19 protein-coding genes and 1 pseudogene are annotated in these 20,636 nt (G+C 72.4%); 4 read left to right on the forward strand and 16 right to left on the reverse strand.

Annotation, left to right across the window (positions count from 1 at the left end; genetic code table 11):
* The 5 genes and pseudogenes from ACZ56B_RS27520 to ACZ56B_RS27540 all read right to left on the reverse strand — a co-directional run.
* Positions 1–175: pseudogene (locus ACZ56B_RS27520) on the reverse strand (methylmalonyl-CoA carboxyltransferase); the annotation flags it as partial.
* Between the two features lie 35 nt (positions 176–210).
* A complete protein-coding gene (locus tag ACZ56B_RS27525; protein WP_468796179.1) occupies positions 211–414 on the reverse strand; it encodes an acyl-CoA carboxylase epsilon subunit in 204 nt (67 codons plus the stop codon).
* Positions 415–501: 87 nt separating this feature from the next.
* The gene (locus tag ACZ56B_RS27530; RefSeq protein ID WP_468796181.1) at positions 502–1,122 is read right to left on the reverse strand and encodes a ScbR family autoregulator-binding transcription factor; all 621 of its coding nucleotides are present in this window, start codon (positions 1,120–1,122) and stop codon (positions 502–504) included.
* Positions 1,123–1,584: 462 nt separating this feature from the next.
* Positions 1,585–2,817 carry a cytochrome P450 family protein gene (locus tag ACZ56B_RS27535; protein WP_468796183.1) on the reverse strand — a complete coding sequence of 411 codons (1,233 nt, stop codon included), beginning with the start codon at positions 2,815–2,817 and terminating at the stop codon, positions 1,585–1,587.
* A gap of 114 nt (positions 2,818–2,931) precedes the next feature.
* A complete protein-coding gene (locus ACZ56B_RS27540) occupies positions 2,932–3,615 on the reverse strand; it encodes a ScbR family autoregulator-binding transcription factor (RefSeq protein ID WP_468796185.1) in 684 nt (227 codons plus the stop codon).
* Between the two features lie 277 nt (positions 3,616–3,892).
* Here ACZ56B_RS27540 and ACZ56B_RS27545 point away from each other — a divergent pair, with 277 nt between their 5' ends.
* Entirely contained in the window at positions 3,893–5,827 is a 1,935-nt protein-coding gene (locus tag ACZ56B_RS27545; protein ID WP_468796187.1) for an acyl-CoA dehydrogenase family protein, read from the forward strand.
* Positions 5,828–5,985: 158 nt separating this feature from the next.
* Here ACZ56B_RS27545 and ACZ56B_RS27550 read toward each other — a convergent pair whose 3' ends face one another.
* The gene (locus ACZ56B_RS27550) at positions 5,986–6,297 is read right to left on the reverse strand and encodes a cyclic nucleotide-binding domain-containing protein (protein ID WP_468796189.1); all 312 of its coding nucleotides are present in this window, start codon (positions 6,295–6,297) and stop codon (positions 5,986–5,988) included.
* Positions 6,294–6,746, reverse strand: coding sequence for a MarR family transcriptional regulator (locus ACZ56B_RS27555; RefSeq protein ID WP_081241052.1), 453 nt, complete (start codon positions 6,744–6,746; stop codon positions 6,294–6,296). Before ACZ56B_RS27555 ends, ACZ56B_RS27550 begins: the two co-directional genes overlap by 4 nt.
* Positions 6,747–7,811: 1,065 nt before the next feature.
* Between ACZ56B_RS27555 and ACZ56B_RS27560 the strand changes: the two genes are divergently transcribed.
* Positions 7,812–8,648, forward strand: coding sequence for an alpha/beta fold hydrolase (locus tag ACZ56B_RS27560; RefSeq protein ID WP_468796192.1), 837 nt, complete (start codon positions 7,812–7,814; stop codon positions 8,646–8,648).
* Between the two features lie 159 nt (positions 8,649–8,807).
* On the opposite strand, the gene ACZ56B_RS27565 is transcribed toward ACZ56B_RS27560, so the two are convergent.
* Positions 8,808–10,202: a DHA2 family efflux MFS transporter permease subunit gene (locus tag ACZ56B_RS27565; RefSeq protein WP_468796194.1), complete on the reverse strand. Its 1,395-nt coding sequence runs from the start codon at positions 10,200–10,202 to the stop codon at positions 8,808–8,810.
* Positions 10,199–10,846 (reverse strand): NADPH-dependent FMN reductase, encoded by a 648-nt coding sequence (locus tag ACZ56B_RS27570; RefSeq protein WP_468796196.1) that lies wholly within the window; start codon positions 10,844–10,846, stop codon positions 10,199–10,201. Before ACZ56B_RS27570 ends, ACZ56B_RS27565 begins: the two co-directional genes overlap by 4 nt.
* Positions 10,847–10,942: 96 nt before the next feature.
* On the opposite strand from ACZ56B_RS27570, the gene ACZ56B_RS27575 reads away from it, so the two are divergent.
* Positions 10,943–11,566 (forward strand): TetR/AcrR family transcriptional regulator, encoded by a 624-nt coding sequence (locus tag ACZ56B_RS27575; protein ID WP_468796198.1) that lies wholly within the window; start codon positions 10,943–10,945, stop codon positions 11,564–11,566.
* A 223-nt stretch (positions 11,567–11,789) separates the two neighbouring features.
* On the opposite strand, the gene ACZ56B_RS27580 is transcribed toward ACZ56B_RS27575, so the two are convergent.
* Positions 11,790–12,455, reverse strand: a complete 666-nt coding sequence (locus ACZ56B_RS27580; protein WP_468796200.1) for a maleylpyruvate isomerase family mycothiol-dependent enzyme — start codon at positions 12,453–12,455, stop codon at positions 11,790–11,792.
* 287 nt (positions 12,456–12,742) lie between these two features.
* Here ACZ56B_RS27580 and ACZ56B_RS27585 point away from each other — a divergent pair, with 287 nt between their 5' ends.
* The gene (locus tag ACZ56B_RS27585) at positions 12,743–13,843 is read left to right on the forward strand and encodes a hypothetical protein (RefSeq protein WP_468796202.1); all 1,101 of its coding nucleotides are present in this window, start codon (positions 12,743–12,745) and stop codon (positions 13,841–13,843) included.
* Between the two features lie 484 nt (positions 13,844–14,327).
* On the opposite strand, the gene ACZ56B_RS27590 is transcribed toward ACZ56B_RS27585, so the two are convergent.
* From ACZ56B_RS27590 to ACZ56B_RS27615, 6 genes are all read right to left on the reverse strand, one after another.
* On the reverse strand, positions 14,328–14,852 hold the full coding sequence (locus tag ACZ56B_RS27590; RefSeq protein WP_468796204.1) for a tetratricopeptide repeat protein: 525 nt from the start codon (positions 14,850–14,852) through the stop codon (positions 14,328–14,330).
* 167 nt (positions 14,853–15,019) lie between these two features.
* On the reverse strand, positions 15,020–16,141 hold the full coding sequence (locus ACZ56B_RS27595; RefSeq protein ID WP_468796206.1) for a ParB/RepB/Spo0J family partition protein: 1,122 nt from the start codon (positions 16,139–16,141) through the stop codon (positions 15,020–15,022).
* Positions 16,138–17,301 carry a ParA family protein gene (locus tag ACZ56B_RS27600; protein WP_468796208.1) on the reverse strand — a complete coding sequence of 388 codons (1,164 nt, stop codon included), beginning with the start codon at positions 17,299–17,301 and terminating at the stop codon, positions 16,138–16,140. The genes ACZ56B_RS27595 and ACZ56B_RS27600 overlap by 4 nt, the downstream gene beginning before the upstream one ends.
* 234 nt (positions 17,302–17,535) lie before the next feature.
* Positions 17,536–18,006 (reverse strand): glycosyltransferase, encoded by a 471-nt coding sequence (locus tag ACZ56B_RS27605; RefSeq protein ID WP_468796210.1) that lies wholly within the window; start codon positions 18,004–18,006, stop codon positions 17,536–17,538.
* A gap of 133 nt (positions 18,007–18,139) precedes the next feature.
* Positions 18,140–19,036 carry an RNA polymerase sigma-70 factor gene (locus tag ACZ56B_RS27610; protein WP_468796275.1) on the reverse strand — a complete coding sequence of 299 codons (897 nt, stop codon included), beginning with the start codon at positions 19,034–19,036 and terminating at the stop codon, positions 18,140–18,142.
* A 116-nt stretch (positions 19,037–19,152) separates the two neighbouring features.
* Positions 19,153–20,361, reverse strand: coding sequence for an NAD(P)/FAD-dependent oxidoreductase (locus ACZ56B_RS27615; protein WP_468796212.1), 1,209 nt, complete (start codon positions 20,359–20,361; stop codon positions 19,153–19,155).
* Positions 20,362–20,636: the final 275 nt, after the last annotated feature.

Consider the following 20,636-nt stretch of genomic DNA (forward strand, 5'->3'; position numbering starts at 1 on the left):
GCGCGATCCGCTCCCGCGCGGTCAGCTTGCCCTTGGCGTGCTGCGCCGCCGTCGCCCTCTCCCCCGGCCCGGCCAGCGCCTGCCGGCGGATCCCCCGCAACTCCGCCACCCGCCCACGCGCATCGGCCGGCTCCTCCGGTGCGGCGTGCGCGGCGGGGGCCGTCGTCCTCGACATCTCCTCGGGTCCTTCCTGCCCGCCGGGCCGACCGGTCAGCGCCAACTGGACGGTGCGGTGTAGGGCTTCAGTCCGTGCCACCACCGGGGCCGGCCGGACGGCCGGCCGGCCGCGGGCGTCCGGTCCGGCGTCCCGGCCCTCGCCGCGAGCAGCACGAGGGCGAGCGCGGCCAGTTCCGCCTCGTCCGCCCGCCCGTGCTCGACCCGCAGGCGGAGTTGATCGCGGTCGCCGTCGCCCATCGCGCCTCCCTCGGTGCGTCCCCCACACCGTCGGGCACGCCGCTCGAGTCCCGCTTCAGCGCCGCTCGCGGGCGGGGCGGCCCCGGGTCACCCGGGACCGGCGGCCGTGGTGTGCGGGGAGGCGGAGGGCGGCGAGGCCGCCACCCGGGGGAGCAGGAAGGACCAGAACTCCTCCAGGCGCTCGGGAGTCAGCCAGTCGTCCTCGCGGTCGGCCAGCTCCTCGAGGCCGACCGTGGCCGCGACGACGGCGACGGTGGCGGCCCGGGGCGAGACGTCCTGCGCCAGTTCGCCGTCCCGGTGCGCCTGCGCGATCAGGTCGTGGACCCAGGAGTGCCACCAGCCCCGGAGTTGCGCGCCCTTCTTGCGGGAGGGGTCGCCGCTGAGCTGGAACCCGGCCCGCACCACGGGATCGGAGGCGGCGGCGAGCAGCAGGCGGCACATCATGGTCGTCAGCAGGTGCAGGGAGTTCCGGGCCGTCGAGCGGCAGTGCCGGGCCAGTTCCTCGGCGTGCGCCACGGCCGCCCTCTCGACCTCCCCGGCCAGCGCGTCCTTGCTGGCGAAGTGGAAGTGCAGGGCTCCCGCGCTGACACCGGCCCGTCTGCTGATGGCGGGCAGGGAAGCCAGTGCGTACCCGTCGTCGGCGAACGCCTCGGCGGCCGCGCGGATGAGTGCCTGCCGCGTCTGTGCCGCCCGCTCCTGTTTGACCATCACGCCCTCCCTCGGGACCCCGCGCAGAAGCGGAACCGCTTCGTACGCCTCCCCGGGTACGGACATCCTCAGTCCGCACAAAACCGCACGCCGGGTATTTTTCATACCAACGGCGAGGACCGTCCCCTGTCGTCATCCACTGCCTTACCGTCCACCCTTCCCCCTGTCACCCCCCTGACCGGCCAATCAGGTCGCGGGCGCCGGCGGACGGGCGCGCCGGCGGGGAACGGATCGCCGTGCCCCGGCCCCGGCATCCGGTGATCTTAACAAACCGTCCGCGTGGTTTGTCATGCCCCTGCCAAGAGGCTCTCTGCAGGCCCGCCCCGGGGCCGGGAGCCGCCGGAGGCCGCGTCCCACCATGCGGAACGCCGGGCTCCACCATCCATGGTAGGACGGTGGAGCCCGGCGACGGGCGGGAAGGGCGCCGTACGGCTCACCCCTCGGGGCGCGGCACCGTACGGCTCAGCTCCCGGGGCGCAGCACCACCGGAAGCGCGCGGTGTCCGTTCATCAGGAAGGTCGGCAGGGGCTCGAGTTCCTGCGGGGCACAGGCCAGCCGGAGGTCGGGGAACCACTCGAAGAGGGCCGAGAGGGCGGTGCCGGCCTCCACCTGGGCCAGTTCCGCCCCCAGGCACCGGTGCGGCCCGTGTCCGAAACCCAGGGTGTCGCGGTCGGTGCGCAGCACGTCGAAGCGGTCCGCGTCCTCGCCGTAGCGCGCGGGGTCGAGGCCCCCGGCGGCGAAGGAGACGAGGATGGGGTCCCCCTTCCGGATCGTCACCCCGTCGAGGTCGATGTCCTCCACGGCGAACCGCATCGGGGAGTACGCCCCCGGCGTGTGCGCCCGCATGGTCTCCGCGACGACGTCGTCCCAGGTGGCGCGCCCCTCGCGGACGTGCCGGAGCTGGTCGGGGTGGCACAGCAGGGCGCCCGCGGCGTTGGTGATGAGGGTGGCCGTGGTGTCCTGGCCGCCGGCGATGACGAGGAACAGGGTGCCGAGCAGTTCCTCCTCGGTGAGCCGGTCCTCCTGGTCCCGCGCCTCGATCAGCGAGGAGGTCAGGTCGTCGCCGGGCCGCCGGCGCTTCGCCTCCACGAGCGCGGCCAGCATCCCCAGGGCTTCCTGACGCGCCGTCGCGATGTCCCGCGCGGGCAGCGTGGTGCTGAACATCTTGTGCAGCGCGGCGCACAGGGCGTCGGTCCGCTCGCCCTGCGGAACGCCGAACAGTTCGCAGATGACCCGCATCGGCAGCAGTTCGGCGAACGACGTCCGCAGGTCGGTGGTGGCGCCGGGCGGCAGGTCGGCCAGGGTGCCGAGCAGGTCCGCGCAGATCTCCTCCACCCGGGGCCGCAGGGCCCTGGAGCGGCGTGCGGTGAACGCGCCCGCCACCAGCCGGCGCAGTCGGGCGTGGCTCTCCCCGTAGGAGAAGAGCATGTTGCGGTTGGCCACCCACGGGTACAGCGGCCAGTCCTCGGTGATCTTCCCCTCGATGAACGCCGGCCAGTGCAGACGGGCGTCCTTGGAGACTCTCGGATCGGTCAGCAGCCGTTCGACGTCACGCTGCCGCACGACGGCCCAGGCGGTCACTCCCCCGGGCAGTTCCACCTCGCTCGCGGGCCCCTTCTCCCGCAGCATCGCGGCCTCCCCGGCGAGGTCGCGACCCGTCACGTCCAGGGCATAGGGGCAGGCGGTCTTGTTCATGAGTGCGCTCCATGGGTAGGTCCTGCGTCACCTTCGATTGCGACGTGCCCATGGGGAAGGTCCCGGCTTCCCACCGCCTCCGGCGCCCGCGCGGGACGCCGGGGCGCCCACCGGTCAGCCCGCGGTCCCGGCCGCCTCCGCTGCCCGGCTCAGTTCCTTCATCTCCTGGTGGACGCGCTCTCCCCGGTCCGCTGCCATGTCCAGTCGCACGAGCACCGCCGGGACCGCGACGCTCGCCATCAGGTGACGCTGCAGATCGGCCACCCGATCCGCCAGATCGGCATGGTCGGTCATCACCTTGGACAGCACCTGCACTCCGGTGAACGCGCCGACGAACATCTTCGCGGCCGCGTCGACGTCGACCTGGGGCAGCAGCTCGCCGTTGTCCCTGGCCGCCGAGAGCGTGGCGGCGTTGTGCTCGATCCACGCCGCCATCGGCACGCGCCGGTCCAGTCCGTCCCGCGGTGCTCCCTGTTCCACGGTGAGGCGGACGCTGCCCCGCACCAGGGGGTCGCCCTGCTGCAGCAGGTGGGCGAGGAGGAACGCCTCGTCCAGGCCCTGCTGGAGCTTCAGTTCGCGCGGTGGGGTCGGCGGCATGCCGGTGAGCTGATTGGCCAGCACCGCCTGGGCCAGCTCCTCCTTGGAGGAGAAGTGGAAGTACAGGGCCCCCTTGGTGACGCCGGCCCGGCGCAGGATCTCGACGATCGTCGCCGCCTCGTAGCCGACCTCGGCGAAGACCTCCGCGGCTGCGGCCATGATGGCCTGCCGGGTCCTGATCGCCCGTTCCTGCAGTACCACCGAACACCTCCGCACCCCGGGACCACCGCAGCTGCACCGTAAAACCAGCCCGGCGGTATGTCAACGCTCCCCCGGTGCCCGCGCATTAAGCGGAATCGATGCCCTTCAAATGGACAAGTGCCCTGCCACTTTCTCGCCGAGGGGTAAGCCAAATGCTGATGAAAGACCATCAAACACCGCGCACTTTTCGCCGACGGGGCTTGATGAGAAAACCGGTAGGTACGTATCTTCTGGCCCGGCGCATCCCACTCTTTCGGACTGCGATCTGGAGAGGGCCATGACCCTGCTGCGAACCCAGGAGTTCCCCGCACTGCTCACCCTCACCGCCGACCCCGGCGGCCGGCCGTCCGGCGATCCCGCACCGGTGATCGAAGACCTCACCCGTGACCGGATCCGCACCCCGCACGGCACGGTCGCCGGCGAGCTGGCGCACCTGCTCTTCGACCGTGACGACCGGGCTCGCCTGCACGGTCCCTGGCGGAAGCTCATCTGCGACGAAACGTTCCGCCACCGCCCGGGCCTGTCCCCCGAGGACCTCATCGCCCTCCCCTACGAACGGCTGCGCCTGGTCAACGACGCCGTGGGCGGCGACGCGGAGGGGCTGGCACGGGATCCGGCGCTGCTGGCGAGCCTGCACGAGTGGGCGGCCGTCGTGGACGGCGGCGGAAGCCTGTGCACGGTGGCGAGCATCCACTACAACCTCTTCCTCGGAAGCCTGCTGGACCACGAGGGGGGCGAGAGGCGCGACCTGTCCGACTTCGTGTCGCTGCGCCGCACGGGCACCTTCCTCTGCACCGAGCTCCAGCACGGCAACGACGCCTCGGCGCTGGAGACCACGGCCGCCTTCGACCCGCACACGGGCGGCTTCGTCCTGCACACACCGCACCCGGGCGCGCAGAAGTTCATGCCCAACACCAGCACCACCGGCGGCCCCAAGAGCGCCGTGGTGGCCGCCCGGCTCCTGATCGAGGGCCGGGACCAGGGCGTCTTCCTGTTCCTGACCCCGCTGAGCGACGAGCGGGGGCTGCTGCCGGGCGTGCGGGTGCGCCGGCTGCCCCTGCGCAGGGGCGCCCCCGTGGACCACTGCCTCACCTCGTTCGACCGGGTGCGCCTGGGGCGCGAGGCCCTGCTGGAGGCGGAGCACGGCCGGCTGTCCGCCGACGGGACGCTGCACAGCACCCTGGGCAACCGCCGCAAACGGTTCCTGCGGTCGATCGGCCGGGTCACCGTGGGCAAGCTGTGCATGAGCGCGGCCGCCGTCGGCGCCTCCCGGGCCGCCGTCGCCCTCGCGGTGCGCTACGGTCACCACCGCCTGGTCAGCGGGCCGAGGTCAGGCGAGCGCGTACCGGTGAACGCCCACCGCAGCCACCACGGCAGGCTGCTGCACTCGCTCGCCACGGTGTACGCCATGACGTTCCTGCACCGTCGGGTGCTCTCCCGCTTCCTCGACCCCACCGACGAGGACAGGGCCGGCGCGGAGCGCCTGGTGGCCGTCGCCAAGGGATGGATCACCTGGCAGGCCCGCGACATCACCCTCGAGTGCCGCGAGCGGTGCGGCGCCCAGGGGCTGTTCTCGGTGAACGCGCTGTCCGACTTCCCCGAGTACGTCGAGGGCACCATCACCGCGGAGGGGGACAACCTCGTCATCTGGGTGAAGGCCGCCGCCGAGATGGTCTTCGGCCACGACGGCGCCGACGCGGCGCCCGGTGCCCCGCGCGCGTCCTCGCTGGCCGACCCGCGGAGCGTGCGCGACCTGCTCGCCCGGGTGGAGGCCGTCTGGCAGGAACGCGCCCGCGCCGCCCTGCGCCGGGGGCCGTCCAAGGATCCGGTGGGCCGCTGGAACACCGCCTGCCCGGCCGCCCTGGAGATGGTCTCGGTCCACGCCGTGCTCCAGGCCGCCGACGCCTTCCTGGCCGCGGCGGCGCAGGCGGCCGGCCCCCGGACCCGGGAACTCCTCGAGCAGATGTGCCTGCTGTTCCTGCTGCAGAGGATCGCCCCGTACACGGGCGACCTGCTGGCCGACGGACACCTGTCCGACGCGCAGGTCCGCCGGCTGCCCGAGGTGCGGGAGGCGGTCGTCGCCCGCCTCGCCCCGCACATGATGACGCTCGTCGAGGCCTTCGACCTGCCCGCCGAGTTCCTCGACGCGATCCCCATCGCCACCGGCGGCTGCGTCCCGCTCGCCGACCACGCGGCCGGCGCCGGACGCTGACTCCCCTCCCGTGCCCGGGGCGGGGCCGCCGGGCACAGGACGCGGTCCCCGCGCCCGCCCCGCCCGCGAGCACCTCATTGACCGCCCGGGAAGGAAGGGCGTCCCAGGAACCCGACCTCATTGACGTGAAGTACATGAGGTGCGTTCGGCGGGACGCCTCAGGTCGCGCGCCGCAGCGCGACGACGACGTTCTCGCCGGTGGCCTTCGGGCTGAGCCGGTAGTACTTGATGTGGGCGAGGCGGTCGGACTCCTCCAGCCACCCGGCCTCGACGACCTGCCGGCGGGTCCGGGAGAACACCGACGGGGACATCCCGACCAGCTCCGCGAGGTTGGCCGCGGTCTCGACGACCGCCCCGGCCCGGTCGGTGGGATGCAGGGCGTACAGCATGACCACCAGGCGCTGGTTGGCGGTCATGCCCGCCGTGCGTCGCAGCAGGTCCAGGTTCCTGTGCTTGTCGTCGCTGGTCATTGAACCTCCCACCGCGCAGGGGTGTTGTCGTCGAATCCCGGGATGTCCGGCGGGTTGCAGGTCTTCACCGCTTCACGCTGCTCGGCCCCCGTCCCGTGGAAGGAGATGTACGGGCTGATGCGGTAGAAGTTGTAGTTGCCGATGCGCCCTCTGACGATCAGGATGCGGTGCTTGGCCAGCTTCCTGTTGATCTTACCGACGGCATCGGCGGACATGCCCACGCGCTGGGCGATGTCCGCTCCGGTGGCCCGCAGCGGCTCCATTCCTTCCGGTGAGACACCTATCCACCACAGGACGAGGAACTTCTGGCTGGGCGTGAACGCCTTGCTCACGGTGATCGCTTCGACGCGTGCCTTGTCCACCTGGGTGTGCCGCCCGGAGAAGGCGTACGGCACGTAGGGGACGGCCTCACCGGTGTCGGCATCCACCAATCTGCGTGCTGCTCCCAAGGGGTCCCCCGTAAGTATCGATGCGCAGCGCGTTGCCCACGGCTCTCCAGTCGACCACATGAACCTAACGCACATGTGCAGGGAGTCAATCTGCTCAGCCTGTCGTCCGTGTCCCTTGTTCCTCCGGTCATGAGCCGGGGCCCGGCGGCCGAAGTCCCACTCCCCCTTTCCTCATGTACCTCACGTCAATCTGGTGCTGTTCCAGAACAGTGGCACCCGGTTCCCTGGGACGTGGTGGCGGTTCCTGTGACCGCAGTGCCAAGACCCCAGGAACCGGGCACTCGGATCCACCGATCGTGCTCCACGACCGTACGATCTGGGTGCCAGATCGTACGGTCGTGGTCCGATCGGTCATCTCCGCAGGTCACAGGACTTATGGCGGAATCGCTCTCTTATGTAGTCCAGCAGCGCGCCGTCCGGGTGACCGGGCGACCGCGGAACTCGGTGAAGGTTCGTCACGCTCCTTGTCCCGGTGGGCCTTTCACGGGGTCGAACCCTTCCTGTGCCCCCTCCCCCGCCCGGCCACCCCCCGTCGACCCGGTCCGGCCCGCCGGGGGCGATCCGGGCCCGTCCCGCGTCCCACCGCGACGGGCGCGGACGGCCGGCACGCACGACCCCGTCGCTTCCCGGCGCGCACGGACCCCGGCACCGACGAAACGGGCGCGCGCCGGGAAGTGACGGGGCCAGCGGGGTCCAGGGGCCGGCGAAGGCCCCTGGTACCACGCCGCCCGGCCCACGGGGGTCACCCCGGACGGCATCAGGTGGGGAAGGAGGCGTACTTGCGGCGGCCCTGCCGGGGAAGGGGTGACCACCGGAGGACGCCCACCGGTCCGGGGGGACGGGCGGGTCGGCCCAGGCCCCGCGAGGAGACTCCTTTCCCCGGCTCCGTGATTTTCCTGGGTGTTGGAGCCCTGGTCTTCACGGCGTCCGTCTCGCGGGTGTTCCGTCGCTGCACCTCCCGGCCCCCGGTGCTCCGATGAGTTTTCCGCCCCGCGGGGGTCTCAACGGCAGCAGCACGCGTCATAGCAGTACGGCCCGCCCCCCATGCGAACGGGAGAGAAGGACATGTCAGCGACCCGAAGGCAGACGGCCGAGGCCGGCGCCCGCGTCGTCTCCGCCGACGGCACCGAGATCGCCTTCGAGAAGTCGGGCAGCGGGCCGGCCGTGGTCCTGGTGGCCTCGGCCCTGGCCGACCGCTCCGACACCGCCAAGCTCGCCGCGCTCCTCGCCGAGCACTTCACCGTGATCAACTACGACCGGCGCGGCCGCGGCGCCAGCGGCGACGCCGCCTCCTACGCCGTCGACCGCGAGATCGAGGACATCGCCGCCCTGATCGAGCACGCCGACGGCCGGGCGTCCCTGTTCGGCTCCTCCTCCGGCGCGGTCCTCGCCCTGCGCGCCGCGAACGCCGGCCTGGACATCGACCGCCTGGCCCTGTACGAGCCGCCCTTCGTCGTCGCCGACGGCGACGAGGGCCCGCCCCGGGACCTGGCCCGGCAGGTGGAGACGCTGCTCGCGCAGGGACGCGGGAGCGACGCGGTCAAGTACTTCATGACGAAGGTGCAGGGCATGCCCGGCGCGGCGGTCTTCTTCATGAAGCTGATGCCGAAGGTGTGGCGCAACCTCGTCGGGCTGGCCCCCACACTGCCCTACGACATCGCGGTCATGGGCGACACCCAGCAGGGCAGGCCGCTCGACGCCGCCGAGTGGAAGGGCGCGGGCATGCCCGTCCGGGTGCTGACCGGCGGCAAGAGCCCCGCCGCCTTCCAGCGCGCCGCCCGCGCCGTCACCGAGGTCCTCCCGCAGGCCGACCACCGCACCCTGCCCGGCCTCAACCACGGCGCGGTCGTCATGGCACCGAAGAAGATCGCCCCGCAGGTCGTGGAATTCCTCAAGGGCTGACCGGGCTTCGTCTTCCTCGCTCGTGGGCCCGGGCCCGGGCCCCGGAGGGTTTCGATGTCCGGGGTGCCCCAGGTGCCGGGCTGCCGTCGGACAGGCCACCGCCGGGCCGGCTGGACAGTCGTCCAGCCGACCCGGCGTTCGCGTCCCCGGCCTTCGTGTTCACGGCCGGTGCTTCGGCAGGCGCATCGCCATCGGTAGCGCCAGCGCCATCAGGCCCGCCCCGCACAGCAGCGTCGTACGGAACCCGTCCGTCGCCGTCAGCAGCAGGGCCGTCAGCGCCGTGCCGACGGACGCGGCCACCTGGGAGATGATGTTCAGCGCCGTGCTGCCGGCGGCGACCTCGGTGTCCGCGAGGCCGCGCGTGGCGGAGGCCATGACGGGCATGTTCGTCATGCCGACCCCGGTGCCCATCACGGCGAGGGAGGCGACCAGGCGCCAGTACGGGGCGTCGGGGCCGGCCTGGACGGCGAAGGCGAGGAAGCCCGCGACGGCGACCAGCACGCCGGGGACGACGATCGCGCGCGGTGCCACGCGGTCCGAGATCCGGCTGGCGACCTGCATCACGGTGCCGCTGCACAGGAACTGGGGGACCATCAGCAGCCCGGCCTGTGTGGCGGACAGACCGCGCTCCTGCTGCCAGTACAGCGGTACGAGCATCATCGAACCGAAGTACGCGGCCGAGAACGGCATCATGGTCGCCACCGCGCGGCCGACCGACGCTCTCCGCAGCAGCCGCAGGTCGAGCAGGGGCTGGTGCGCCCGCAGCGCCCGCACCGCGAAGGCGGCCACCAGCACCGTACCGGCGACGACCGGGACGATGACCCCTGCGGTGCCGAAGCCGCCGCGTTCACCGCCCAGCGTCAGCCCGTACAGCAGAGCGGCCAGGCCCGGGGAGAGCGTCAGCAGTCCGGCCAGATCCAGCGGGCGGCCGGTCCGCTCGCCGTCGTCGCGCAGGACCCGGGCCCCGAGCAGCAGGGTGAGAGCGCCGACCGGGACATTGACGAAGAAGATCCAGCGCCAGGACAGTGCGTCGGTGAAGACACCGCCGAGGACCGGACCCGCCATGGGGCCGATCAGGACGGGGATGCCGAGGACGCCCATCATCGTGCCCTTGCGTTCCGGCGGGGCGGCGCGCAGGACGACCGTCATCGCGACCGGCACGATCATGCCGCCGCCGAGTCCCTGCACCACGCGGAACGCGATCAGCGAGCCCGCGTTCCAGGCGAGGCCGGTGAGCCCCGAGCCGAGCGTGAAGAGCGCGACGGCGACGAGGAAGACCCGCTTGCTGCCGTACCGGCCCACCGCCCACGCGGTGACCGGGATGACGGTCGCCAGTGCCAGCGAGTAGCCGGTCACCGTCCACTGGACGACGGACAGGGGCGCGTCGAAGGCACGCGACAGGTGGTCCAGGGCGACGTTGACGATGGTCATGTCGAGCACCGTCATGAACGAACCGAGCACCACGACGCCCGCGAGGGCCAGGACGTGCCGGGGAACGGCGGGCAGGGACGGTCCCCCGCCTCCCCCGGCCCGCGCCGGCAGGGTGGTGCTCATCGTTCCGCGTACGGGGAGCGGGCGCGCCCGGCCCGCAGCGTCCGCCCCCACCAGCTCAGCTGGTCCAGCATCGCCTTGCCCGCCCCTTCGGGTACTTCGGGCCGCAGCAGTGAGCCGTCCTCGGCGAAGCTCTCCCACGCGTTGTGGAAGCTCACCGTGTCGCGCACCGTGACGGCGTGCAGTTCGGCGAAGACCAGCCGCAGCTGCTCGACCGCGCGCAGGCCACCGGCCAGCCCTCCGTAGGAGACGAAACCGACCGGCTTGGCCTGCCACTGCGTGTAGTGCAGGTCGATGGCGTTCTTCAGGGGTGCGGGGAAGCTGTGGTTGTACTCGGGGGTGATCACGACGAAGGCGTCGGCCGCCGCCAGACGCTCCGCGACCCCGGCGGCCTCGGGATGGGGCTCGGAGGAGGCGACGTCGGGCAGGGGGTGCTCGGCCAGGTCGACGGGGTCCCACTCGAAGTCGTCGCGCTGGGCGGCGAACCGCAGGAACCAGTCGGTGACGATGGGGGCGAAGCGACCCTCGCGGGTCGAGCCGGTCAGAACGGTGACGCGCAGGGGGGTGTTGGCCAAGGGATCGCCCACCGGGGCACCGGCCGTGAGGGAGGCGTTCGGGTGAGGAGAGGAGGCTGGTGGGTTCGTCATGCCGAGAAAGTACAACGCCCATGGCAATGAGTGCAACGGACGTTGTAATGCTCCTGGTCTGGATACCGTGACTGGCGACAGGAAGGGGCAGGACGCGTGAGACAAGGGCTGACGGAGAAGCGGCAGGCGATCGTGCGGGGAGCGCGCCGCGTCTTCGGGCGCGACGGCTACACCCGTGCCGGCATGGACGCCATCGCCAAGGAGGCCGGGGTCTCCACCCGCACGATCTACAACCACTTCCCGGAGGGGAAGGCACAACTCTTCCGCGTGGTCGTCGTGGAGGGTTCGGAGGAGGTCGTGCGGTCCCACCTCGACGCCATCGACCGGCGGCTCCACAAGGTCACGGACCTGGAGGCCGACCTCATCGGCTTCGCGCACGCCTGGATCTCACCGATGTACCGGTACCGCGACCACTTCGCCGTCGTCCGGCAGCTGCGGGCCGAGGTCGGCCACATCCCCCAGGACTTCCTGGACACGTGGCGCGCCGCCGGCCCCGACCGTGCCCTCAAGGAGGTGGCCGCCCGCTTCCGCGAACTGGCCGGGGAAGGACTGCTCGACGCCCCGGATCCGGAGCGCGCCGCGGTCCACTTCCTGCAGTTGACCGGCGGTGTGATCAGTGACCGCACCTATCAGGGAATCCTGCCCATGCCGGAGGAGGAGCGGGACGAGCTGATCGCCTCCGGGGTGCGCGCCTTCCTGCGGGGATACGAACGACGCTGAGACCACCCGCGCACGGCACCGGGACCGTGCCGGGACCGCGGCACCGCCCCGGCCGCCGCCACCAGCCGGGCGCCGCCACGAGCCGGGCGCCGGTCGGCCGGGTGCGCGGGTGCGCGCGCCGCTCGGGAGGTGTCCGCCGCCCGCCGATGAGGAGGTGGACTCCCCCGGCTCGTCGCCCGTGCCCCGGAGCCGCCGGAGCCGGGCGGGACGCCACGGTGCCGTGTCACGCCGCCCCGCAGCGACCGCGCAGGAGTTCCACACCGTCGCCCTCGAGGTCGTCGCAGTAGGCCGCGCGTCCGGTCATGGCCATCATCAGGGCCACGGTGGGGCCGGAGACGAGGGGTCCGGAACCGGTCGTGAACGGCCCGTCGTCCGCTACGAGTCTCAGCCCACCGACGCGTCCCTTGGCGACGACCACGAGGTCCGAGCCCCGGTAGTACTCGGCCGTCTCCGTGACGACCTCGATCGGATAGTCGCGGCGGATCCCCAGCGGGCGCCGGATCTCCTCCCCGTGCACGATCGTCTCGCCCAGCATGGCGATGGCGGGCAAGGGGGGCTTGGTCGTGCTCGGGACGATGCGCCGGAAGCGTTCCAGGGTCTCGCCCGGGGTCGCGCCGAGCTGCTCGGCCAGCCGCACGGCCACCTGCTCGTCGAAGTCGAACCGGCAGCGGATCACCCCCGCCAGCCAGCTCACGGCGTTGAGGCTGGCACCCGCGGTCAGGTGCGCCAGCACCTCACGCACCGTCAGACCGGCGCAGAGCGAGGGCGTGGCCCACTGCTCGTCCGTCAGGTTCGTGAGATCGGCCGCCAGCGCCGCTCGCTCGGCGCGGATCGAGGGCCAGACCCCGGTCTCGCGATTGCGGTCCGCGGTCGGTGCCGGATCAGTCATGCGGGCTGGACTCCTGTCGAGGATCGTGGTCTGCGTTGCTCCCGGCCGAGCAGTGCACGTCCGGCAGAGGGGCGTTTTCGAAGGAGACTCCTGCTCCGGAGCGAAGTCATCGCCCCGGTGCGAGGAGGGCGGGGACGTGCCGCGGTCCACTTCCCGCGGTTGACCGGCGGAGTGATCAAGGGTGGCACGCCCGCACCGTCGCCCGGCCGGCCCCGCTGTCAGCGCTCCGTGCCATCATGCGGACGCGTCCGGGGCAGTGGGCCCGGTGTCCTGACGAGGAGTTGAGGATGGGGGCGGGTACGGAGCCGGACGGTTCGTCCAGGTCCGACGAGGAGTGGGAGCGGTTTCTGCGCGAGTCGGTGGCGGGTGCCGCCGACGCGCCCGAGGAGCCGTCCGCGCGGGCCCGCGACGTGGCGAAGCGGCTGCGCGCGGAGCCCGACCGCGGCCCGGAGGGCTGGCGCAGTCACACGCCCGCGCGGCCCAAGCGGCGCACGGGCTGGTACGCGGTCGGGCTGCTGGCCTCGTTGGTGCTGCTGGTGGTGGCGCTCGAGCCGGGGCGGACGGTGGACTTCTTCGCCGGCGACGATTCCGACTCCGCGCCGCTGGCGGCCGAGACCGCCCGTCCGGCCCAGGCACCTCCGGCGGAGGCGGCCCGACGTCCCACTGCCGACGAGCCGTTCCGCGGCTCGCCGGCGGCGCGCTGGGCGAACGGGGCGGCGGGGATCACCGTGCCCGAGGCCGGTGCGGTCGGCTGGATGAGCACGGCCGAGGTGGAACAGGCCCTCGCCCGCAGCCGAGACTTCCTCGTCGCGTCCAGCCTGGACCGCGGGGTACTGCGGGGTGAGCGTCCCGAGAAGGCGATCGCACTGATCAACCCGCACCAGAAGGACGTCCAGGACCTCCTGAGAACCGCTTTCCGAACCCCGGGCGAAAGCAACGACCCCCTCCTCCTCTTCAGCCGCTTCCAGCCCTCCCGCACCCGCCTGGTCGGCGATGTGGTGAAGACCCGGGGCCGGCTCACCTACCGGGAGGGTGAGCGCGGCGCGCTCCAGGTGACCGCCGACGTCACCTTCGTCTACCCGGTCGCCCGCGCGGGCGCGGGGAGCGACGACGAGATCGTGCGCACGATCGTCCGGCGCGAGCTGGTCCTGAGCTGGGACGACCCTGACAAGGTGATCACGGAGCCGGGCACGTTCTCGATCGTCTCGTACAAGTACGACGTGACCAACGGCGGCTGCGGCGCCCCCACGGGCTACTTCACCCCGCCCTTCGGCACGGACGACCGGGCGGACGAGACCGGCCCGGAGATCGACCCGTACGACCGCAGTGCACCGGTCGGACGGAGCGGGTCCTCCGGGGACGAGTGCGCGAAGGCGACGCGTTCCTAGTGCCGCAGCAGGCGACGTGTGCCCGGTGACCGCCTGGGGCGTCAACTCGTGCTGAGTGGTGCGCTCGCCCCGGCGTGCCCCGGCGTCGAGCCGGTGGTCCGCCCGGACATGGCTTCCCGGAAGCAGGGCGGTGAACCGGGCCTCGAGACGTCGCCGTCTCCGCGAGCGAGCGCGGCCAGGTCACGGCTGCCCCGGCTCCGGGTCACCGGACCGCTTGAGCAAGTCCCTCTCGTCCACGGTCACGGACCCGTCCCTGGGCCATGGACCCGGCAGCCCGGTGGACACAGCGGGCTCGAACTTCAGGCCAGTCGGGACGAACGCCTTGCCGGTGAAAGTTCCCGTGGCTCTCACGCGCCGACCGTACCGAGGGATCTGACAACCGCGGCTGGACCATGGCCGCCCCCGGCGCCCGGGGGCGGCAGAATTCTTGAGGAACAAGCCGAGGGACCCTCCGCCCGCCGCCCGGCCCCTCGGGATTGATCGCCTAGTGCGGCTCTTCGTTCGTCTGCTGCACGCCGTCGAGATCGTCGGCGTAGTACTCGATCGCCCGCCGGTAGCCCTGCACCCGGCGGTCGCTGCTGGTGGCGGCCAACGTCTTCAGCAGCAGCCGCACCGCCTCGCGGCCCTCACCGTCGTTGTACAGCGCCATGGCCAGGAAGGTCTGCAGCGCCGGATCGTCAGGGAACTCCTCGAGCCCCTGCCGCAGGGTCCGCACAGCCGTCCCGTAGGAGCCCAGGACCCGGTGGGTGCTTCCCAGCCCGAGGAAGGCACCGTGACGTTCTTCCGGAGACAGTCCCGCACCGCTCAGGGCCCGCTCGTAGAACGGGACGGCCTCGGCCTCCAGGCCGAGGACATCGTGCACCCAGCCGGTCTGATAGGCGATGACGGCGTCCTCCGGATACCGCTCGGCCAGCTCCACCAGTTGCTCCCGGGCCTGCCCGGCCCGGCCCTGTTCCCGCAGCCGCACTGCTCGCGCCAGCGCCGCGTCCCTCTCGTGATCACCGTCCATGCCGCCCCACGTTGGCACACCGCGCCCGGTCGGCAAAGCGCCGGCCATCCCACCGCCGGCACCTCCGCCCACCGGCCCCGCTCGCCGCCGTGAAGGAGGGCGAGCGGGGCCGGTGGGCGGCTCTGCTCCTGGGCTGCCGGCTGCTGGGCCACCGGTGGGCGGCCCTGCTACGGGGCTCCCAGCTCGGCCAGCAGGGCCTGGTACTCGTCCGGGTACTGCTCCCGCAGGATGTCCATCCACACCCGGGCCCCCTGGACGAACGTCCTGGGCTCCATCTTCTGGTGGAGGTGGCGCACGCAGTAGAAGGCGTCGTCGTAGGGCAGCCGCTTCGGCTGCTTGGGCTGCGCCGCCTCCGCGTTCGCCGCCTGGGGCTCCCCTGCCCCGGTGCGCGGTTCCGGGATGGACTCGGGAGCCTGCTCGCGTCCGGCGGACGGCGGGGTCGCACCGGGTCGCACCGGAGGGGCCGGAGCGGTCGGCGGAGCGGCCGGTCCGTCGGGCGCCTCCGGGATTATCACGCCGTGATAATCGGCGGGACCCGCCGAACGCTCGACGGCCTCCTGCGGCCGGGCCTCCGCCTTCCTGCGGGCCGCCTCCGCCCGTTCGTCCGCCTTGGCCTTCTGCTCCTCGGGGGAGAGCTTGCCGAGGTTGCGGACGTGCTCCACCTTCCGCACCCCGGTCACCAGGTCCTTCTGGAGCTCGGGGGTGAGCTTCAGCAGGGACAGCTTGCTGGAGATGGTGTTCTGCGGGATGCCCAGCCGCTTGGCCGCCTTGGTCTGGGAACCGTAGTGGTCGACCAGGGTCTTGAGGGCGTGGGCCTCCTCCAGGTCCGTCATGTCGTCGCGGTGGTAGTTCGCGACGAACGCGGCCTCGAGGAGGGACTCGTCGGTGGCGACCCGTCCGTTGTCGACGCGGACCGGGATGGTGGCCATGCCGACGCGGCGAGCGGCCTCGAGGCGTCGGTGGCCGTCGACGACGATGTACTGCGCCCCGTCGTCGAGATCGCCGGCGCGCTCCGGCCGGTTGCGCAGGTAGGCGTCGACCGTGGCCACGGCGATGGGGATGATGATGCCGACCTCGCGGACGGTCTGCACCGTCTCGTCGAGGTTGCGCAGGTGGTTGCGCGGGTTGTCGGGGTTGTCGCTGATGAGGGTGACCGGCAGCTCGGTGATGGCCGCCGCGGTCGCCTCCTCGCCGGCGATGGTCTTGTCGATGAGGTTGCGCCGGGAGGACCGGGCGCCGCGGGCCGCGCCGAACGCGGGTGCCGCTCCCAGGGTGTCGGCCTTGCTCACCGGGTGGCTCCCCTCGCTACCTGCCGCATGGCTTCCGCCTGGTCGCTGTGGGGCGCGTAGGACAGCAGCGGCATCCGCTTGCGGACCGCCTCGCGCTGTTCCTTCAGGTCGCCGATGACGGCGAGGACCTTCGGGTCGCCGAGCGACTTCCAGTTCTCCAGGGACGAGGTGGCGACGTAACCGCGGCGGGAGTCGTACAGGTTGACGACCAGGCCGAGGTAGTCGATCTCCAGGGAGAGGTCCTCGCAGAGGTCCTCGATCTGCTGGGCGAGCATGCCGTAGGCGGTGGCGGAGGAGTCCTCGGCGAGTACGGGGATGATGACCCCGGAGACGCCGGCCGGCTCGCCGCGGCGTCGGCGCCCGTAGTAGAGGGCGGCGTCCATGGCGATGCCGAGGCTGGGCGGGCAGTCGACGATGATGACGTCGTAGTCGGCTTCCAGCGGGCGCAGGGCCAGTTCGAGGGCCGCTTCCTTCTGGAAGCCGCGCTTCTGCGTCGCCACGACGGCGATCTTCGCGTCGAGGAGGAACCCGTCGAAGCAGGCGGGCAGGACGTGCAGGCGCTTCTCGAACCGCGGATCGTCTATCACCACGACGAGGTCGCGCAGGTCTCCCCCGCCCTCGCCGCACATGTGGGAGACCAGGCTGTCGTGGTTGGGCTCGATCTGGGGAACGCCGAGCTGTTCGCTGAGGTGCCCCTGCGGGTCGAAGTCGACGACGAGGACGCGCTTGCCCGCCTCGGCGTAGGCCTCGCCGATGCCGGCGGAGAGGGCGGTCTTGCCGACGCCGCCCTTCTGGTTGCCGACGATCTTCCGCTCGGGGTCGGTGCCGCGGGCGCCGTGCCGGGGGGAGGGGTTCGCGTCGAGCCAGTCGCGGATCGACTGGGCGAGGCCCTGGGTGTAGGAGACGCCGCGGTCGGTGCAGGTCTCCTTGAACTGCTCGTACAGCCCGGGCGGAAGCCAGGTGGAGAACGACTTCGCACCGGCGGTGTCCACTTCGGTGCCGCCGCTCGTGTTGCCGCGCCAGTCGTGGATGGCCGCCTCGACCGCGTCCTGGATGTCCAGGCTGAGTTCGGCGGCGCGGACCTTGAGTGCTTGTTGGAGCGCCGAGGGCAGCTTGGACGCTACCTTTTCCCGGTCTCCGTCAGGGTAAGGGGAAGCCATGACGTCAGCATACTGACTTCTGACGGTCTCATGGCACCCACTTCGCAGGTTCTGACGCGGTTTCACCCGATGGGCCTCCTGCCGGGATTATCACGGCGTGATAATTGCCGCCCGGCGTGGCCGCGTCCGTGGGAGCGGGCGGTCGTCCGCGGGGAGCAGCTCGACCGGGGCGGGGCGTACGCAACGGGCCGTTCCTCCGCGGACCTCGGCACGACAAGGGAGCGCCCCTCGGGTTCATCCGGTGCGCCGCGAACCGATGTGGGCGAGCACCGGAGCGGCGCCGTCCTCTGCGGCGATGCGGGAGGCGAGTGCGGTCGCGCGGCGGCGGTGGGCCGCCTCGGACAGACAGGCCGTGAGGGCGGCACCGAGGGTTTCGGCGGTGAGGTCCCGGAAGGGCAGGGGCCGGGGAGCAACTCCCAGCCGGTGCAACCGGGATGCCCAGAACGGCTGGTCGGCCATGACGGGGACGGGCACGGCGGGCACGCCGGCCCGCAGTCCGGCTGCGGTGGTACCGGCCCCGGCGTGGTGGACGACGGCGGCGGTGCGGGGGAACAGCCAGTCGTGCGGGAGGTCGCCGACGGCCAGGACGTCGGGTCCGCAGCCGCTCAGTTCGGCCCATCCCGCCTGCACCACCGCGCGCACCCCCGCCCGCCTCACCGCCGCGGTCACCAGCTCGCTGAGCCGTTCCCCCTGCCCCGGCGCCATGCTGCCGAACCCGATGAACACCGGAGGCGGACCCGCCCGGAGGAAGTCGACCAGCTCGGCCGGGGGCTGCCAGCGGTGCGGTCACGCGGGCCACCAGTAGCCCGACACTTCGACGCGTCGGGGCCGGTGGTGTTCAGCGCAGGGTGAGCGGGGTCGCGGATGCCACGCGGGACAGCTTCTCCGGGTTGCGGACGTAGTAGAGGCCGGTGATGCGGGCGTCCTCGACACGGAGCGCCATGACGCCGTCGATCTCGCCGTCCAGGCGGACGAGGAGGGCCGGGTTGCCGTTGACCACGGTCGGTTCGGCGGTGAGCGTTCCTCCGACCTTGCCGATGCCACTGGCGAACATGCGGGCCACCCGCTCGGCGCCGGCGACCGGCCGCAGCGCGGCGTGCTTGATGCCGCCGCCGTCGCTCATCAGGACGACCTCGGGGGCGAGCACCTCGAGGAGGGCCTGCGGATCCCCGGTTTCGACCGCGCGCCGGAACGACTCCAGGACCGCCCGGCCCTCGTTCGAGGAGGCCGCCCGACGAGGGCGGCGGGCATCGACGTGCCGGCGGGCACGGTGGGCGATCTGACGGACGGCCGCGGGGCTCTTGCCGACCGCGGCCGCGATCTCGTCGTAGCCGATGTCGAAGACCTCGCGCAGCACGAAGACGGCGCGCTCGGTCGGTGCCAGCGTCTCGAGGACGAGCATCAGCGCCATCGACACGCTCTCGGCGAGCTCGACGTCCTCGGCCACGTCCGGCGCGGTGAGCAACGGCTCGGGCAGCCAGGGGCCGACGTACGCCTCCCGGCGGCGCTTCACGGTGCGCAGCCGGTTGAGCGCCTGACGGGTGGTGATCCGGACCAGGTAGGCGCGCTGGTCGCGCACCCGTCCCAGGTCGGCCTCGACCCATCGCAGCCAGGTCTCCTGGAGGACGTCTTCGGCGTCGGCCGCCGATCCGAGCATCTCGTAGGCGACGGTGAAGAGCAGGTTGCGGTGGGCGAGGAACGCCTCGGTCGCCGGGTCGGTGGCGTCGCCGCCCATCTCTCGCCCTTTCTCCTCGTCCTTGCGGTCCTTGCGGTCCTTGCGGTCCTTCACGGCCGGCCCGGCGGTCGGCCGTGTTCGCGCGTCCACGGCGGGGTCCTCGCGGCACGCACCGGTCAGGCTGCCCGGTCGGTGGCGGCCGGGGCCCCGGCGGGGTCGGCGCGCAGCAGCCGCCGACGCTTGGCGACACCTCCCGGGAGGCGGTGCAGGCGGTACGAGCCGGGCTTGTGCGCCTCCTCGGTCAGGTGCTTCGGGATGCCCTTGCAGGCGACTTCCTTGATCCTGGCACCGAGGCCGCCGCCGATGTGCGGCCACACCGCGACGTCGGACCTGTTGGCGAACTGGTAGATGCCCGCGCTTCGGCCCAGGCTGATGCACTGGGCGTAGAACGACTGGTGGAGGCCCTCCGGCTGCTCGCCCGCGAGGCGGCTGAGCACGGTGTCGGCGGCCCTCGCGCCCAGCGGCATCGCGTTCAGGCAGCTCATCCGCAGCGGCACGCCAGAGGGCGCCGCCGAGTCCCCGGCCGCGACGATGCGCGCGTCGTCCACGCTCGTCAGCGTCTCGTCCGTGAGCAGGCGGCCCACGGCGTCGGTGCTCAGCCCGCTGCGTGCGGCCAGGTCGGGGACGCCGAAGCCCGCGGTCCAGACGGTGACCTCACTCGGCAGCTCACGGCCGTCGGCGAGCCGCACGGCGTCCCGGGTCACCGCCGTCACCTTCGCGTCGGAGCCGTCGATGACCGTCACACCGAGCTCGGTCATCCGCTTCGCGACCGCGCGCCGACCCCGGGCGTGCAGGTACGGGCCGAGGACGCCGCCGCAGACCAGGGTCACCCGGCGGCCCCGCTCCGCCAGCTCGGCAGCGGTCTCGATGCCGGTGGGGCCGGCCCCGACCACCGTCACCGGGGCCGTCGCGGGAGCGGCGTCGATGACCGGGCGCAGTCGCCGTGCCGCTTCCAGGGTGGCGATCGGGTGGGCGAACTCGGCCGCCCCCGGCACGCTCGGTTCGGCGTTGCCACTGCCCACGGCGTAGACCAGGTAGTCGTAGTCGAGCGTGCCGCCGACCGCCAGTGCCACCCCGCGCTCGGCCGCGTCGATCCGGGTCACGGTGTCGACCACCAGCCGGACCCCCTCGGCCAGGACGTCCCGGTAGGCGACGACCGCGTCGTCGGACCCGCCGACCAACTGGTGCAGACGGACCCGGTGGACGAAGTCCGGGCGCGGGTTGATCAGCGTTACGGTCACGTCGTCGCGCAGTGTCAGCCGGTTCGCGGCCATCACGCCCGCGTATCCGCCGCCGATCACGACCACGTGCGTGTTCCCGGTCATGGTGCCTCCTCCGTTTCCAGGGATTCGGCCTCAAGACACCGCGTCATCGGTCGCTGTGACAGCTTGTGGTCCAGATCACTCCGCTGGTGCTGGGCTGGAGCTGTGACCGCAGGGGTCCGCCGGGGCGGGGGAGGACTGCGGCTGCGAGGCCGCGTGACGCCGGGACCGGATTATCACGCCGTGATAAGTGCCGGCGTCGCGTGACGCCGGGACCGGGTTATCACGCCGTGATAAGTGCAGGCGTCGTCTCGTCCGCGGGCGAGACGTGGCCGACG

The organism is Streptomyces sp. NPDC034670 (genome assembly GCF_055574875.1).